Source organism: Xanthobacter versatilis (genome assembly GCF_043193975.1).
Lineage (GTDB): Bacteria > Pseudomonadota > Alphaproteobacteria > Rhizobiales > Xanthobacteraceae > Xanthobacter > Xanthobacter autotrophicus_E.
Window position 1 is genome coordinate 235,090 of record NZ_JBAFVB010000007.1, and the last position, 16,785, is coordinate 251,874.

At 67.0% G+C, this 16,785-nt stretch carries 10 protein-coding genes; 4 read left to right on the forward strand and 6 right to left on the reverse strand.

From position 1 onward, the window contains the following. Positions 1–3 precede the first annotated feature (3 nt). The 4 genes from V5F66_RS15465 (at position 4) to V5F66_RS15480 (ending at position 5,187) form a co-directional block, all read left to right on the forward strand. The gene (locus V5F66_RS15465) at positions 4–681 is read left to right on the forward strand and encodes an energy-coupling factor ABC transporter permease (RefSeq protein ID WP_394094187.1); all 678 of its coding nucleotides are present in this window, start codon (positions 4–6) and stop codon (positions 679–681) included. A gap of 175 nt (positions 682–856) precedes the next feature. Beyond that, positions 857–1,240, forward strand: coding sequence for a DUF2946 domain-containing protein (locus V5F66_RS15470; RefSeq protein WP_394008421.1), 384 nt, complete (start codon positions 857–859; stop codon positions 1,238–1,240). A gap of 135 nt (positions 1,241–1,375) precedes the next feature. Then, on the forward strand, positions 1,376–3,604 hold the full coding sequence (locus V5F66_RS15475; RefSeq protein WP_394094188.1) for a TonB-dependent receptor: 2,229 nt from the start codon (positions 1,376–1,378) through the stop codon (positions 3,602–3,604). Between the two features lie 149 nt (positions 3,605–3,753). After that, positions 3,754–5,187, forward strand: coding sequence for a DUF1254 domain-containing protein (locus V5F66_RS15480; RefSeq protein WP_394094189.1), 1,434 nt, complete (start codon positions 3,754–3,756; stop codon positions 5,185–5,187). Positions 5,188–5,292: 105 nt separating this feature from the next. Here V5F66_RS15480 and V5F66_RS15485 read toward each other — a convergent pair whose 3' ends face one another. From V5F66_RS15485 to V5F66_RS15510, 6 genes are all read right to left on the reverse strand, one after another. Beyond that, entirely contained in the window at positions 5,293–6,504 is a 1,212-nt protein-coding gene (locus tag V5F66_RS15485; protein ID WP_011996082.1) for an MFS transporter, read from the reverse strand. After that, entirely contained in the window at positions 6,501–10,718 is a 4,218-nt protein-coding gene (locus tag V5F66_RS15490) for an amino acid adenylation domain-containing protein (protein WP_394052658.1), read from the reverse strand. Before V5F66_RS15490 ends, V5F66_RS15485 begins: the two co-directional genes overlap by 4 nt. A gap of 204 nt (positions 10,719–10,922) precedes the next feature. Beyond that, positions 10,923–11,888, reverse strand: a complete 966-nt coding sequence (locus tag V5F66_RS15495) for a beta-keto acid cleavage family enzyme (RefSeq protein WP_011996084.1) — start codon at positions 11,886–11,888, stop codon at positions 10,923–10,925. A 113-nt stretch (positions 11,889–12,001) separates the two neighbouring features. After that, a complete protein-coding gene (locus V5F66_RS15500) occupies positions 12,002–12,949 on the reverse strand; it encodes a 3-hydroxyacyl-CoA dehydrogenase (protein WP_011996085.1) in 948 nt (315 codons plus the stop codon). Between the two features lie 256 nt (positions 12,950–13,205). Then, complete coding sequence (locus V5F66_RS15505) at positions 13,206–15,731, reverse strand: branched-chain amino acid ABC transporter ATP-binding protein/permease (protein WP_394094190.1); 2,526 nt, start codon at positions 15,729–15,731, stop codon at positions 13,206–13,208. A 73-nt stretch (positions 15,732–15,804) separates the two neighbouring features. Further along, complete coding sequence (locus tag V5F66_RS15510; RefSeq protein WP_011996087.1) at positions 15,805–16,686, reverse strand: branched-chain amino acid ABC transporter permease; 882 nt, start codon at positions 16,684–16,686, stop codon at positions 15,805–15,807. Between the last annotated feature and the right edge of the window lie 99 nt (positions 16,687–16,785).

A 16,785-nucleotide genomic window follows, 5' to 3' on the forward strand; every position in this document is an offset into this window, starting at 1 on the left:
TCAATGCACATCGAACCTGGCCTTGTGGATAGCGGAAAGATCTGGCTGAGCTACGTGACGGCGGCTGGCGCCGGCGGCTACACGCTGAAGCTCGCCTTCAACACCCTGCGCGAGCGCGGCGCCGTGTCCTTGCTGACGCGCAGCGCCGTGGCGACCGCCCTCGTGTTCTCCTTCTTCGAGGTGCTGCCGCACTATCCGGTGGGCGTCTCCGAGGTGCACCTCATCCTGGGCTCGACCCTGTTCCTGATTCTGGGCGCCGCGCCCGCCGCCTTCGGCCTTGCCCTCGGCCTGCTGGTCCAGGGCCTGTTCTTCGCGCCCTTCGACCTGCCGCAGTTCGGCATGAACGTGACCACCCTGCTGGTGCCGTTGTTCGCGCTCACGGCACTCGCGCCCAAGGTCATCGCGCCGAATACGCCCTATGTAGACCTGAAGTATCGCCAGGCACTCGCGCTCTCCACCACCTATCAGGCCGGAATCGTCGCCTGGGTGGCGTTCTGGGCCTTCTACGGCCAGGGCTTCACCGCCGAGAACGCCGCTTCCATCGGGTCCTTCGGCGGCGCCTATCTGCTCGTCATCATCGTCGAGCCGCTGGTGGATCTCGCCGTGCTCGCGGCGGCCAAGGCGCTCAATGGCCTGAAGGGCAGCCCGCTGTTCGAGCGTCGGCTTTTTGAAGCCGCCTGATCGTTTTCGCTCCCGTATGAAGGCGGCGGCATCCCCTTGGGGTGCCGCCGTTCTTTTTTGGCGTGGCCCGCGTCCTCATGATTGGAAGATGGGCCCGCCGGCACATCGGTCGCATCTGGCCGTCGTTTCCTTATGACCAGCCCCATGGTAAATTTACCGTGAGGGAAGGGATCTGATGCTCAGGCGGCGGCGACAGGCATGGGGGATTGGCTGGATCGCTGCGTTCGCGGCGGCCTATGCCCTTGTCTTCCAGATCGTCCTGACCAGCGCCCTGATGGCCTCGGTCTCGCTTGACGGCGCTGGCGCCATGACGGCTTTCTGCCATTCCGACGCGTCTTCGGACCCGCAGTCGGATGACGGCGGCACCCCGAAATCCATCGTCCACTGTCCCCTCTGCCTCTTCCGCACCGATGTGGCGGCGCTGCCGCCGCCGGTGATGACTCCTGTCATCGACCGCATCGCCATCGAGCTGCACTACCAGGCGGTGCTGCGCAGTTCGCTTCAGGGCGAACCTGTCGCCCTCCCGTTCCAGCCTCGCGCGCCGCCGGCCCGGGCCTAGGACCGCCGCGCGCTCGCCGCGCGCATCACACCAACTCATCCCTTTCTCGCCGAGACGTCGGAAGACGCTTGCGCGTGCGCGGCTCGTCGTAGCCGGCGCAGCGCACGTCTTGCCGTCGGCAGCCCGGACAGACCCATGCCGATTCAATCCCGAAACACCCTACGCCGCGCCCTGCATCTGACGAGCGCGCTGGTGCGGCCCTCGCTTGCCGTGCTCTGCATGGCGCCGCTCTTCACCTCCGGCGCGCGAGCACAGAGCGCGATGGAACTGCCCACGGTGGTGGTCCGCTCCGACACCCCATCCACCACGGCGGGAGGCGCAGCCGACGGTCCGTTCACCCCGGCCGACACCGCGACCATCTCCGGTGCGCAGGCCCAAGGCGAGACCCTCTCGACCAGCGATTCGGGTTCGCTCATCAGCCGGATTCCAGGTGGTGCGGCCTGGGGCGCCGGCGGCGTGTCGAGCCTGCCGGCGGTCAACGGCATGGGGGCGGACCGGGTCCAGGTCTCCATCAACGGCATGCTGTTCGGCCTCGCCTGCCCGAACGAGATGAATCCGCCTTTGTCCTTCGTCAACCCTGCGATGATCGCCGGGGCGCGGGTCTATATGGGCACCGCGCCGGTGAGCGTCGGCGGCGACTATACGGGCGCGAAGGTGGATGTTTCGGTCGCGCCGGCCCAGTTCACGCCGGGCCAGGCGCTGACCACCCAAGGCAGCGTTTCCGGCTTCTACCGCAGCAACGGTGACGGCTATGGCGTGGATGCCAATGTCACCGTGTCCAACGAGGACACCAGCGTCACCTATACCGGCGGCTGGGCGCGGGCGAGCGACTATACGGCGGGCGATGGCACCACCATCAAGTCCACCATGTATGAGACGCAGAACCATGCCCTGAGCATTTCGAAGAAGATCCAGGACCAGCTCTTCACCTTTCAGATCGGCGGGCAGTTCATTCCGTCCGAGGGCTATGTCAACCAGTACATGGACCTGGTGGAGAACAAGAGCCTCTTCGGCAACGCCCGCTACGAGGGCCTGTTCGACTGGGGCAAGCTGGAAGCCACCGTATTCGCCAATCGCGTGCGGCACACCATGGGCTTCATCGAGCCGGACAAGAGCGGCGACATGCCCATGGATACGCGCAGCACCGACCTCGGCTATGCGGTGAAGGGGACGTTCGGAGTTTCGGCCCACGACATCATCCGCCTCGGCAACGAGCTTTACTACAATAACCTTGATGACTGGTGGCCCCCAGTGGAGGGCTCCATGATGATGGGGCCGGACACCTTCATCAACATCAACAACGGCCAGCGGCTGCGCCTCGGCACCTTCGGCGAGTGGGAACGCCACATCGACGACAAGTGGACCGCGGTGTTCGGCCTGCGCAACGACATCGTCTGGATGAATACCGGCGACGTGCAGGGCTACAACGAAATGATGTACGGGCAGAATGCCGCGCTGTTCAATGCGCAGGACCATGCCCGCACCGATTTCAACGTGGATGCGTCCGCGATCCTGCGCTACGAGGCCAATGAATCGAGCCTCTACGAGCTGGGTCTTGCCCGCAAGACGCGCTCGCCGAACTTCTACGAGCGTTATGCCTGGTCCACCAACGCCATGGCCATGAGCATGATCGGCTGGTTCGGGGACGGCAACGGCTATGTGGGCAATCTCGACCTCGAGCCGGAGGCGGCGCACACGGTGAGCTTCACCGCCACCTGGCACGATCCGGCGAAGAAGGTGTGGGAGCTGCGGGTCTCGCCTTATTACAGCTATGTGCTGGACTATATCGACGCCGACCGCTGCGCCCTGTCCACCTGCCCCAACCTGCCCAGCAACCTCATCACCACCAACAATTTCGTCTATCTGCAGTTCGCCAACCACGACGCCTGGCTCTATGGCGTCAACATCGACGGCAAGCTGGCGTTGTGGGATGACGCGACCTACGGCAAGGGCGCCTTTCGCGGCAGCCTGAACTTCGTGCAGGGCCAGAGGACCGATGGCGTCAACCTCTACCACATGATGCCGCTGAATGGCGTGGTGGCCATCGACCATAGCCTCGGCCACTGGTCCTCCAGCCTCGAGCTCCAGCTGGTGTCCTCGAAGACGCTGGTGAGCCAGGTGCGTAACGAGCTTGAAACCTCAGCCTATGCCCTGCTCAACTTCCGCACCAGCTACGAGCTGGACATGGTGAAGGTCGATTTCGGCGTCGATAACATCTTCGACACCAATTATGACCTGCCGCTGGGTGGGGCAAACCTCGTGAACTACCAGGTGGCCAGCATGATGGGATCGTCGGCTGCGTGGGGCTACCCGGTGGCCGGCATGGGCCGCTCCTTCAACACCCGGGTCACGGTGAAGTTCTGACGGAACGTCGGTCACAAACCACCGGGCGGCGCCTGACCATGCGCATGGGAGGGCGCCGCTACCTCCATGTAAAAATGGGTTCCGGCTGCCTTGGTTCAGTCTATTTTTCTGCGCATTCCCACGGATGTATTGAATAAATGGAGGGGGCCATGAGGTTAACGCGCCGTGAAGCGGCATTCGGTGGGCTGGGATTGTTGGCTTCCCTGGGGTTGCCATCCGCAGCGTCAGCTTGGGACGGTCTTGTTACGGATCTCGTGGAGGGGGTCGAGGACTTCAAGATCGCCTCCGACGCCTACGTCTACGGCTATCCGCTCGTTACGATGGAGATGACCCGGCGCGTCATCACCAATGTCGTGAAGCCGGAAGGCACCCGGGCGCCCATGGGGCAGCTCATCAAGCTGCGTTCCTACCCGGATGCTGCGTTCCGCGACGTGACCGCGCCGAACGCGGATACGCTTTACACCACCTCCTTCTTCGATGTGGGCGCCGAGCCCTGGGTGCTGAGCGTTCCCGATATGAAGGACCGCTATTTCCTCCTGCCCCTGCTCAGCGGTTGGACCGACGTGTTCGAGGTTCCCGGAAAGCGCACCACCGGGACCGGGCCGCAGACCTACCTGATCTCGGGGCCGAACTGGAGCGGGCCGGTACCGGCGGGGATGAAGCAGCTCAAATCACCGACCAGCCTCGTGTGGCTGCTGGGCCGCATCTACTGTTCCGGCACGCCCGAAGACTATGCCGCGGTGCATGCGCTTCAGGACCAGTTCAAGCTTTATCCGCTCAGCGCCTATGGCAAGGACTGGACCCCGCCCGAGGGCAAGGTGGACCCCGCCATAGACATGAAGACGGCGGTTCGTGAGCAGGTGAACAAGCTCACCGCCACCGAGTATTTCACGTTGCTCGCAGAATTGATGAAGACCAACCCTCCGGCGCCGAAGGATGCCCCCGCCATCGCGCGCTTCGCGAAGATCGGGCTGGTGCCAGGCAAGAGCTTCGACGGCAAGGCGATCGACGCCCGGTGGGAAAAGCGGCTGCCGCAGGTGTCGTTCGATCGCATCATGATGCACTTCAAGTTCAGCGATGGCGACATCCAGCTTATCAATGGCTGGGGCTTCTCGACGAAGACCGGCCTCTATGGTACCAACTACATCCAGCGCGCGCTCATTACCGCCATCGGCCTTGGCGCTAACCGCCCGCAGGACGCGGTCTATCCCACGTCGCTGAAGCCGGCGGCCGGAGGGTCCTACGAGGGCTCGAACAAATATGTGCTGCGCTTTCCGAGGGGTCAGCTCCCCCCGGTGAAAGGGTTCTGGTCGCTGACCATGTATGACGAGGATTATTTCTTCGTCGCCAATCCCATCAACCGCTACTCCATGAGCGTCCGCACCAATCCGAAGCTGGAGAAGGACGGCTCCCTGGTCATCTACATCCAGAATGAGTCGCCGGGGGCCGACAAGGAGGCCAATTGGCTGCCGGCGCCGAAGGGCAAGTTCCTGCTCATGCTCCGGCTGTATTGGCCGGACGAGCGGAAGCCCTCCATTCTCGACGGTTCGTGGACGATCCCGGCGGTCACCAAGGTCGGTTAGCACGAAGGTGCAGCATGAGGGCGATTGAGGCTTGCCGATTTCGCCCCTCGACGGACGCGCGGGCCTGATCGAAGGCTCGCGCCTCACGCCCGATCACAGTTGGTCTCAGTCCGGCGCGTCGGCCATCGTCCTGCCGGAGCCCGCCACGGTCATGGCGAGGGCGGCGGTCGCCATCAGCGCTGCTGCCAGCACCACCGGCAGGGCCTGCCCGAGGCCGCCCAGCGCGCCGGAGACCACTGAGGAAATCCCCCACCCCATGGCCGCCGCCGAGCCGACCATGCCCAGGATCCAGCCCTGTCGCTCCGGCGCCACGCGATCCGACAGCATGGTGACGATGGAGGGGTAGGCGATGTTGACGGTGATGCCGGCGATCAACGCCGCCGCATAGGCCTGATAGGCCGAACCCAGCAGCAGGCACGCCACCATGGTGGTCGCATTCAGGGCGAGCCCGGCCACCGCGAGGCTGCGCATGCCGAAGCGCTCGGACAGGGCCGGCTGCACCAGCGCGTTGGAGATGCAGAAGCCGATCCCCATGATGGACATGAAGGCGCCCACCTGATGCAGGCTCAGCCGCAGTCCGGGCGCGGCCATGAGATAGACCGAGACGAAGACGAAGAAGCTGCCCCACGCCACCTGCATCAGCAGGAAGCCGCCGAGGATGCCGCGCACCGCCTTGTCGCCCGCCGCCTCCCGGAAGCAGCGCACGCCCTCGAAGATGGAGATGGTGGACCAGTCCACCTTTCGCCCGGGCTTCTCTTCCTCCCGGTAGCCGGTCCACAGCAGCACCAGGGCGACGAGCGTCAGCGCCGTGCACAGGTGCAGCGGCGCGGAGAAGGAGAGGGTGGACAGGCCGGAGGCCACCACCGGACCGAGCACGAAGCCGAGCGAGGAGAACAGCATGCTGTAGCTCAAAAGCCGGGCCTTGTTGCTGCCGGTATCCACCAGCGCCGCCTGCGCCGTGGGCTGGGCGGCGGCGGTGGCGCCGCCGATGAACCGGCCGAGGAACAGCAGCGGCAGCAGGTGCAGGTCGATGGCGAGGCCGGCCAGAAGATTGCCCAGCAGCACGCCAGCACCGCACAGCAGCAGCACCGGCCGGCGGCCCCATTGGTCCGACAGGCGCCCCAGCACCGGCGCCATGTACAGCATCAGCAGGACGTAGGTCGCCACCAGCAGCCCGCTGACGAAATTGCGCAGCGGCAGCGACGCATCCGGCAGGAACACCAGCGTCGCCGGGTCGATCAGCAGCGGACCGAGCAGCGGGATGATGACGGTCGCGCTGATGGAATCCACCAGGATCAGCAGATAGAGCGCGATCATGCCGGCGCGGCGATCGGAGCTGCGACGGGGTCGTTTAGGTGCGCCTTCAGGCTCTCCCGCATCCGGTCGGCCAAGCCGCGGATGGTTTCTTCCTTGTAGTTGACGGACGAATACTGGAACCGCACCTGAAGCTTGCCCTCATGGATGACGGCCACCAGATACAGCCAGAAGTCCGCCGGGTTATCGGCGAAGGCGTGGTTCTTGAGGTAGAGCAGGTCCTCTTCCGGCTTCTCGAACACCGCGCCGTGGAAGCTCGCGTCCCAGGTCTCGCCGAAGAAATTGTACAGGATCTTCACCTGGTCCTGCACCGCCAACTCCGCCCCGCGCGGATGATAGGCGCGCAGCGCGCCATGGGCGATGCCGTGCCGGGGCATGGCGTGAAGCTGCCCGGCTACGTCTGCAAGGCCGCCCGACAGCACGATGGGCGTATGGGTGGTGAACCAGCCGCAGATGCGGGTGGGGTCCACCCCCTCCACCACCGGCTCGCGCCCGTGGCCCACCACGTGCAGCATCAGCCTGTCCTGGCCCGAGGCCTCCACCAGGGCGGCGGCGACGCGCTCATAAGGATTGTGCGGGGTCTCATCGAGCATGACGCTCTGGAATGTCACGATGTCCCGCTGCCGGGCACCGGGCTGGTCGCTGTCGGGGGTGAAGGTGGGGCCCTGCTGTTCCAACCAGTAGGGGAATTGCGCCTCGGCTTCCGGGGTGGCGGCGTAGCTGATGAGGCCTTCCACCCAGGCCTTGTAGGTGCCGCCCGCCGGTGCCAGCGGCTGGCCCAGATAGGCCCGCTGCAGGTCGGTGACCACCGCGCCCCAGGAGAGGCCGTCGGTCACCAGATGATGGCAGATCAGCACCAGGCGCTGGCCGTCTTCCGTGGTGAACAGGCCGGCCCGCATGATGGGGCCCTGCGCGATGTCGATGGTCTCCTGCATCTGCGCCGCCCGCGCGGCCACATCCGCCAGCGGGATGTCGGCGCACTCCAGCGGCACCTCGATGCCGGTCTCCACATAATACTGCCGTCCGTCATGGAAGCGGAGGCGCAGGGCGTCGTGGTGCGCCACCAGCGTCTTGAGGGCGTCGCGCAGCCGCTCCGGCTCCAGCGCGCAGCGGAACACGGCGGAGACGTTGAACTGCTGGGGCCGTTCCGTCGCCCAGGTGAAGTAGTAGCGCTGCATGGGAGACAGCGGCTCGTCGCCTGTCGCCTCGCTTGCATCCACTGCCTTCACCGGGGCAAGGCCCTGCACCAGCTCGGCGATGGTGGGGGTGCGCTGGAGCGCGGTGGGATCGAGCGGCAGCCCCACCTCCCGTGCCTTGATGCCGAGCTGCACCGCCAGCAGCGAATCGCCGCCGAGCGCATAGAAATTGTCGTGGATGCCGATGGGCTCGTGCTTCAGCACGGCCTGCCAGATGTCCACCAGCGCCGCCTCGGTCTCGGTGCGCGGTGGCACGTAGGGCAGTTCGCCCGGCATCTGCGCCACGTCGGGACGGGGCAGGGCCTTGCGGTCCACCTTGCCGTTGGCCGAGAGCGGGATGCGCTCCAGCGGCACGAACACCCGCGGGATCATGTAATAGGGCAGCTTGTCCTGCAGGGCGGCACGCATCTCGGCGGCGTCCAGCGCGTCTTCCGAGACCACATAGGCCACCAGGAACTTGCCCTTGCGGTTGGGCTGGTCCTGCCCGTCCACGATGGCGGCCTTCACGCCCGGCAGCGCCTCGATGGCGCCCTCGATCTCGCCCAGCTCCACCCGGAAGCCGTTCACCTTCACCTGGAAGTCGGCCCTGCCGAGGAATTCCACCTGCCCGTCCGGGAGCCAGCGGCCGAGGTCGCCGGTGTAATAGATGCGCTCGCCGGTGGCGGGATAGGTGATGAAGGCGGCGGCGGTCTTCTCTTCGTCGTGCCAGTAGCCCCGCGCGAGGCAAACGCCGCCCATGAAGATCCGCCCCGGCATGAAGGGCGGGCAGTGGTTGAGACCGGGGTCAAGCACCAGCATCTTCTGGTTCGGCATGGCCCGGCCATAGGGGATGGTGGTCCAGATCGGGTCCACCGCGCCGATGCGGTACCAGTTGGAGATGATGGAGGTTTCGGTGGGGCCGCCCACGCTCCAGATCACCGCGTCGGGGGCGAGCGGGCGCATGCGGTCCGGCAGGTCGGTGGGGATCTTGTCGCCGCCCATCATGAACACGCGGATGGTGGGCAGCGCCTCGCCCGACTGCACCCACATGTCCACATACATGGGCACGCTGAGCCAGATGGTGGCCTGATGCTGGCGTACCAGTTCCACCCAGTGCGGCGGCTCCAGGTGCCGGTCCTCGTCCGGGATCACCACGCCGGCACCGGCGGAGAGCATGCCGAAGATGTCGTAGACCGAGAGGTCGAAGCTGAAATCCGACAGCTGCAGCGACCGGTCGCCCGGCCCGACGCCATGCTCCGCATTGGCGTTGCGCAGGGTGTTCATGACGCTGAAATGGGTCAGCGTCACGCCCTTGGGCTTGCCGGTGGAGCCGGAGGTGAACAGCACGTAGCAGATGTCGCCGATGTCGTTGACGGACGGCAGGCGGGTGTCCGGCTCGTCCGCCCACAGAGCGTCGTCGTCCACCGCGAGGCCGGGGCGGCCGAGCCGGTCCAGCACGCGCTGCTGGCTCAGTACGATCTCCACCTCGCCCTGCGCGTTCACGGCATCCATGCGCTCGGGCGGCCAGGCGGCATTGATGGGCAGGTAGCCGGCACCCGCCTTGAGGATGGCCATGCAGGCCACCGCCTGCTCCCATCCCTTCTCCATCATCACCGCGACCAGCGTGTTGGGCTTCACGCCCCGCCGGCGCAGGCCGTGGGCGATGCGGTTGGTCAGGCGCTCCATCTCGCCATAGGTCACCACCCGCTCACGCATGAGCAGGGCAGGTGCGTCCGGCTGGCGCTCGGCCCAGTCGGAGAAAGCGTCGTGGATCAGTTGCAGGTCGGGACGGGGTGCGGGCGGCGGCGTCCACTCGGTCTCGATCCGCTGCACCTCCGCCTCGGTGGCGAGCTTCAGCTTCGACAGTGGCGCATCAGGCTGGGCGCTCACCGCATCGGCGAGCAGGGAGAGGTGGGCCGCCAACTCCTCGGCGAAGCGGCGGGTGAACTGGGCGGCCTGGTATTGCAGCCGCACGTCCAGCCGCTCGCCCTCGGCGAAGGCGAGGAACAGGAGGTCGTTCTGGCAATCCACCGTCTCGAGCGGCAGCGGCGTGCCTAACGCGAACGGCCACAGGGGCTTGGCCCAGGATACGGAGACGTTGGGCAGCTGGATGCCATCGGACGGGCGCGCCTTGCGCAGGCCGGCGATGACCTCCTGGAACGACAGGCGGTCGTGCTCGCGGGTGGCGCGGCGCTGTTCCTGCACCTGCTGCACCAATTGGGCGAAGGTCAGCTCCGGCGTGAAGCTCGCGGTGGCGATCAGCGTGTTGACGAAGGAGCCCATGGAGCGGGCGAACGGCTTGCCGCGCAGGTCCGTGGGGTAGAGCACCGCCACCATCTCCTGCTCGGTGTAGCGGTGGATCAGGGCCTGGACCAGCGCCAGCGTGGTGATGAACGGGCTGACATTCATCTGCGGCAGGCGCAGGGAGAAATAGAGGTTGCCGTCCTTCTCGCCCTGGTAGCTCTCCCGCCGCGTCGGCAGGCCGGCGTGGAAATCGGACTGGGCCAGCGCCTCGATCCAATAGGCCCGGTCGGCCTCGTGGTCGGGGCTGTCCAGATAGGCGCGCTCGTGGGCGTCCCACGCTGCCGGGCCAGGGCCAGGCTCGGGCACCGCCTCGCCGTGATAGCGGGCGCCGACCTCCTCCATCAGCAGCATGATGGAGCCGCCGTCGAGCACCATGTGGCTGCCGTTGAGGACGAAGATGTCGCCGCACAGCACGAACCGGAACAGGGGGCCGTTCTCCACGTCGAACGGCTTGGTGATGGCCCATTCCCAGCTGTCGGAGCGCTCCAGCACCCGCGCTGGTGTATCCAGAACCACCTGGTAGGGCTTGCCCTCCACCTCCCGGATCACCGAGCGCAGGGCGGGATGCGCGGCGATGGTCTCGCGCAGGGCCTGTTCCAGCCGGTCGGGGTCGATATCGGGGTTCAGGCGATAGACGAACGGCACGAAATAGGCCGAGCTGTCCGGGGCCCGCTTGCATTCCAGCCAGATGCGCTGGGTGACGACGGCAAGCGGGATCGGGGCCGTGACGACGTTCATCGAGGTCTTCCCGATGCTGGCGCGCGGGGTTGCCGTGCGGAGGGGGACGGATGCGGGTTGGGACGAGGCGAGCGGCCGGATTGATGCAGGAAACCGGCCTTCAAGCAAGAGGCTAAGCTCACGTTTCGTATCCCATGCGACACAGCCGACGCCGGGGCATGGGCCAGCCGAGCCGGTGCCGGTTGGAGCCGGCACCGGGGGAGGTCAGATGTTGGTCTTGTCGGCGCCCTTCAGCTCCAGGATCTGCCGCGCTTCGTCGGGGGAGGCGACTTCCAGACCCAGGCCCTCGATGATCTTCACCGCCAGCTTCACCTGATCGGCGTTGGAGGTGGCGAGCTTGCCGCGCCCGGCCCACAGCGAATCCTCCAGCCCCACGCGAATGTTTCCGCCCATGGAGGCGGCCATGGCGGCGATGGGCAGCTGGTTGCGCCCGGCCCCCAGCACGGACCAGCGATACTTGTCGCCGAACAGCCGGTCACAGGTGCGCTTCATGTGCATCACGTCCTCCGGATGCGGCCCGATGCCGCCCAGGAGGCCGAACACCGACTGCACGAACAACGGCGGCTTCACCAGCCCGCGGTCGAGGAAGTGGGCGAGGTTGTAGAGATGCCCGATGTCGTAGCACTCGAACTCGAAGCGGGTGCCGTTGTCGTAGCAGGTGGAGAGGATGTACTCGATATCCTTGAAGGTGTTTCGGAAGACGAGGTCGCGCGTGTTCTCCAGATGCGCCTTCTCCCACGGGTGCTTGAACTCCTTGTACTTGTCGGCCAGGTGGAACAGGCCGAAATTCATGGAGCCCATGTTGAGGGAGGCCACCTCCGGCTTGAAGGTGGCGGCGGGCAGCACGCGCTCTTCCACCTTCATGTAGGGGCTGCCGCCGGACGTGATGTTGATGACCGCGTTGGTCGCCTGCTTGATGCGCGGCAGGAAGCGGGAGAAGCCTTCCGGCGTCTGGTCCGGCTGGCCTGTCTCCGGGTTGCGGGCGTGCAGGTGCAGGATGGCGGCGCCGGCCTCCGCCGCCGCGAGGGCGTCGGTGACGATCTCGTCCGGGGTGATGGGCAGGTGGGGCGACATGGTGGGGGTGTGGATCGCCCCCGTGATGGCGCAGGTGATCACCACCTTGCGGGATGCGGTGGAGGGGGCCTTGGGGGCGGGCGTGGTCTCGGCCATGGTGTTCAAGCCTCTGTGGAAATAGGGAAATGAATGGGAGTATCCTGCCGGCGGCTTCGGTCCTTGACTGGTGCCGAGGGACTTCGCTCAAGCGCCGCGCGGGCTTGGCATCGTCAGGCGCCGATGTCCTTGGCGGCCTTGCGCTTGTGGGCGGCAAGCGCCATCAGGCGCCGGTCGCGCCATACCTGACGCTCGGCCAGCCCGTCTTCGGGCAGGCGGGCGCGGCGCTCGGCCAGCACGGTTTCGAGCACCGGCCCGGCCCAGTCCACGCGGCGCCACTGGTCGGGCGAGATGCGCTCGTAGATCTGCTGGTAGCGCGCCACATAGTCGGCGACGCCGCCGGGCGCATTGAGGTCGATGGTCTCGAACGGCCCCATGAACGACCAGCGCAGCGCGAGGCCCTCGCGGATGCCGATGTCCACGTCCTCCACGCTCGCATAGCCGTCGGCGACCAGGCGGAAGGCCTCCTCCAGCAAGGCGCCCTGCATGCGGTTCATGACGAAGCCGTCCAGTTCCTTCTTCATCACGATGGGGGATTGGCCGGCGGCACGCATGAGGTCCGCGGCGCGGGTCATGGTATCGGCGCTGGTCCAGGGGGCGGGCACCACCTCCACCGCGGGGATCAGGTAGGGCGGGTTGATGGGATGGCACACGCACACCCGCTCCCGCCCCTTCAGGTGCTTGGAGAACAGGGACGGCAGGAGCGCCGAGGTTGAGGAGGCAAGCACCGTGTCGGGGCCGGCGAGGGAGTCGAGTTCCTCATAGAGGTATTTCTTGATGGCGAGGTCTTCCGGCGCGTTCTCCTGCGCATGGACGGCCCCGTCGAGCGCCTGCGCATAGGAGGTGGTGGCCGACAGCCGCGCGCGCACCGCGTCAGGGGAGGCGCCGTTCAGCAGGTCGTTGTCGGCGAGGTCCGGCAGCACGCCCTCGATATAGGCCAGCGCCGCCTCGGGGGCGCCCTGCGCGTGGTCGGCCAGCGCCACGTCGAAGCCGGCGCGGGCAAAGGTGATGGCCCAGGCACGGCCGATGAAGCCGGAGCCGATGATGGCGATCTTGGTCATGGAAGCCTCTTCAGAATGAACCTTTGCGAGAGGAGGGCGACCTCTACAGCCGCTTTGGATACGCCGAAGGGCGTACCCGCGATCACTCCCGTCATGCCCGGGCTGGTCCCGGGCATCCAAGCCGAACAGCTTGGAACAGCGTACGAAAATCGTGCCCAGCCTCTCCGCGTGGATGGCCGGGGCAAGCCCGGCCATGACGGCGATGAAGGGCCTGAGACGGCTGCAAGCGCCATCCGGGCGAATGCTCGAATGGGCCTCACAGCCACAGCACCTGCCGCCGCAAATCGAGGTCGCGGGCCAGCGGCCGGGCGGGGCCTTCGTGCATCACCTGTCCGCGCTCCAGCACTACGGCCCGGTCGGCGAGGTTGAGCACCACGTCGAGATGGTGGTCCACGATGACGAGGGTCAGCGACTGCCGCAGCCGGTCGAAGGCGTCGAACAGCTCTTCCGTCACCGCAGGCGACAGGCCCTCGAACGGCTCGTCCAGCAGCAGCACGCGGGTGTCGCCCATGAGGGCACGGGCCACCGCCACCATCTGCTGCTCGCCGCCGGAGAGCAGGTCCGCCGCCGTATCGAGGCGCACCTTGAGGCGGGGGAACAGCTCCAGCACCTCTTCTTCGGAGAAGTGCCTGCCAGCCCCGGTGATGCGCTTCAGCCGCCCGAGTTCCAGGTTGTGGCGCACGCTCATACCATGGAACAGCGCGCGGCCCTGCGGCACGTAGCCGACGCCGCGCCGGGCGATGGCGGCGGATGACAGGCCCGCCAGCTCATCGCCCGCCAGCATGATGGAGCCGGACGCCGGCTTCACGATGCCGGTGATGGTCTTCAGCAACGTGGACTTGCCGGCGCCGTTGCGGCCGAGCAGCGCGAGGATCTCGCCCTCCTTGGCCTCCAGCGACACGTCGGTGAGGATGCGGCTCTTGCCGTAGAAGGCATCCACCTTCGCCAGCGTGAGCATGGGGGTGTCGGTGGCGGCGGACTGAAGGTCCCGCGATGCCAGCGCCGCCGAGCCAGAGCCGATATAGACCTCCTGCACCTTCTTGTTGGATCGCGCGTCCTCCACCGTGCCGTCCACCAGCACGGCGCCGTCAGCCATGACGGTGACGGCGTCGGCCAGCTCGAATACCCGGTCGATGTCGTGCTCCACCAGCAGTACCGGCACCTGCGCGGAGATCTGCTTGATGAGGTTGGACACCCGCGTGCGCTCGGCGGCGGCAAGGCCGGCCAAAGGCTCGTCCAGCAGCAGCACCCGCGGGCGAGAGGTGAGGGCGAGCCCCATGTCGAGCAGCCTCTGCCCGCCATAGGAGAGGGCGCCGGCCTCCGCCTTCTCCATGCCGGCGACGCCGAGGAAGTCCATCATCTCCCGGGTCTCGGCGACGATCTCGGGAATGGCGGCGGCATCCCGCCAGGGATCAAGCCGGCTCTTGTGGGTGGCCTGCACGCCGAGCCGCAGGTTTTCTTCCACGGTCAGGGTGGGGAAGAGGTTGGTGATCTGGAACGAGCGCGACAGCCCCTTCATGCACACCGCTTCCGGGGCGAGGCCGTCGATGCGCTCGCCGGCGAGGCGGATCTCGCCCGCATTGGGCGGGAACATGCCGGAGATCATGTTGAACGTGGTGGTCTTGCCGGCGCCGTTGGGGCCGATCAGGGCGTGGAGCGTGCGGTCCTTCACCGCCACCGCGCCCTCGCGCACCGCCTTGATTCCGCCGAAGCTGCGCACAAGGCCCTTCGCCTCCAGCACCGGTTCCGGGCTATCCCAGCGCGGGCGGGCGGTGAGGCCGGCGGGCAGGGCCGCGACCCGCGCCCCGGTGCGCTGGCCCATAGCGGCGGCTTCCTCGCTCTTTTTGCGCAGGGGCGCGATGAGGCGGCCCGCCACCCCCACGAGGCCGGTGGGGGAATAGACGATGAAGGCCATGAACAGCAGGCCGAAATAGAACAGCCAATTGGGCGTCCACATGGACAGGAACTCGCGGAACAGCACGAAGAACAGCGCACCCAGGGCCGGCCCGAGGAAGCTGCGCATGCCGCCGATGACCACCATGGCCAGAAGCTCGCCGGAGAAGGCCACCGCGATGGGGTCCGCCGAGGCGAAGCGATGGTTGAAGGTCATGAGCGCGCCAGCCAGCGCCGCGACGCCGGCCGAGAGGGTGAAGCAGGCGATCTTGTAGGCCCTTGTGTCGTAGCCGATGAAGCGGGCGCGCTGCTCGTTCTCGCGGATCGCCACCAGCACCGAGCCCATGGGCGAGCGCACAAAGCGCTGCAGCTTGAACACCACGACGAACATCACCACCGCGACGACGGCGTAGAAGGCCGGCCCCGTCTCCAGGTCAAAGCCGAGGAGGGTGCCGCGCCGCACACCGCCGATGCCGTTCTCGCCGCCGGTCACGGCGGTCCAGCGGAAGGCGACGGAAAACAGCAGCGCAGTGAAGGCCAGCGTCAGCAGCGAGAAATAGACGCCGCGCCGGCGCAGCACCACGAAGCCGATGGGAACGGCGGCGAGCGCCACCACCAGCGCCGCCGGCAGCGCCAGCACCACGCCCCATCCGGGCAGGAGGTGGTGCTGGATGAGGGCCGCCGCATAGGCGCCGAGGCCGAACCATGCACCATGGCCGAAGGAGACGAGGCCGGTGTAGCCGACGAGCAGGTTCAGCGCCATGCAGGCCATGGCGAGGAGCACCACGTCGCTGGCGGAGGTCAGCGTCAGGCCGAGGGCGGACAAGACCGACGGCAGCGCGATGAGGCTTGCCGCGGCGACCAGAAGATTGGCGTTGCGCGCGAGCATGGCGCCTCCTTTGCCCGAGCGGGCGGACAGTTCGGGGCGAAGGGCGGAGTTGGGGGGCTGGAGCATGGCCGCCTCACTCGAACCGCAGGATGCGCTCGCCGAAGAGACCGCGCGGCCTCAGCAGCAGCACCATCAGCATCAGCAGATACATGGAGGCCTCGGCCGCCGGCGGGATGAAATACACCGTGAGCCCGCGCACCAGCCCCACCAGCAGTCCCGCCAGCACCACGCCCCAGAACGAGCCCAGCCCGCCGATGACCACCACCACGAAGGCGGCGGTGAGGATCTCCGCGCCCATGGCCGGATGCACGCCGGAGATGGGCGCGAGCATGATGCCGGCGAGCCCCGCAAGGCCGATGCCGATGGCCGCCACCGCCGTGAGATAGGGCCGGAGCGAGATGCCGAGTGCGCCCACCATGTCGGGGTTCTGCACGCCGGCCCGCACCACCCGGCCGAAGGCGGTGCGCTGGAGCAGCAGCCACAGCCCCAGCACCGCCGCGGCGGCGACCAGGAGAATGGTGATGCGGTAGCGCGAATAGATGAAGTCGCCGACGAACACCTGACCCTTCAGGAATTCCGGGATGGCGAAGGGAATGGGCGTCGCGCCGAAGGTCATGCGCAGCGCCTGCTCGATCACCATGGCGAGGCCGAAGGTGAGCAGCAGCGAGAGGATGGGATCGGCCCGGTAGAAGCGCGAGAACAAGAGGCGCTCCACCACCATGCCGATGACCGCCACCGACAGCGGCGCCGCCACGAAGGCGGCGGGAAAGCCGAAGCGGTTGCCGATCTCCACGCCGATATAGGCGCCGATGGCATAGAAGCCGCCATGGGCGAGGTTCACGATGCCGCCCAGCGAGAAAATGAGCGAGAGACCGAGCGCGATGAGCAGGTAGGCGACGCCCACCAGCAGCCCGTTGAGCACTTGCTCGATCAGGAAGACGAGTTCGAGAGGCATGGGGGCTTCTCCGGCCTGAGGCGGAAACCCGGCGCGAGCGCTGCGCATCGCGTCCCGGACGACGGCAAGCCCCTCTCCCGCGTGCGGGAGAGGGGGAGG

Excerpts from the sequence above, each read along its gene's own strand:
- V5F66_RS15505 (WP_394094190.1), bottom strand. The coding sequence starts at position 15,731 with ATGCTCGCGCGCAACGCCAATCTTCTGGTCGCCGCGGCAAGCCTCATC.
- V5F66_RS15475 (WP_394094188.1), top strand. The coding sequence starts at position 1,376 with ATGCCGATTCAATCCCGAAACACCCTACGCCGCGCCCTGCATCTGACG.
- V5F66_RS15490 (WP_394052658.1), bottom strand. The coding sequence starts at position 10,718 with ATGAACGTCGTCACGGCCCCGATCCCGCTTGCCGTCGTCACCCAGCGC.
- V5F66_RS15500 (WP_011996085.1), bottom strand. The coding sequence starts at position 12,949 with ATGACCAAGATCGCCATCATCGGCTCCGGCTTCATCGGCCGTGCCTGG.
- V5F66_RS15510 (WP_011996087.1), bottom strand. The coding sequence starts at position 16,686 with ATGCCTCTCGAACTCGTCTTCCTGATCGAGCAAGTGCTCAACGGGCTG.
- V5F66_RS15485 (WP_011996082.1), bottom strand. The coding sequence starts at position 6,504 with ATGATCGCGCTCTATCTGCTGATCCTGGTGGATTCCATCAGCGCGACC.
- V5F66_RS15495 (WP_011996084.1), bottom strand. The coding sequence starts at position 11,888 with ATGGCCGAGACCACGCCCGCCCCCAAGGCCCCCTCCACCGCATCCCGC.
- V5F66_RS15480 (WP_394094189.1), top strand. The coding sequence starts at position 3,754 with ATGAGGTTAACGCGCCGTGAAGCGGCATTCGGTGGGCTGGGATTGTTG.
- V5F66_RS15465 (WP_394094187.1), top strand. The coding sequence starts at position 4 with ATGCACATCGAACCTGGCCTTGTGGATAGCGGAAAGATCTGGCTGAGC.
- V5F66_RS15470 (WP_394008421.1), top strand. The coding sequence starts at position 857 with ATGCTCAGGCGGCGGCGACAGGCATGGGGGATTGGCTGGATCGCTGCG.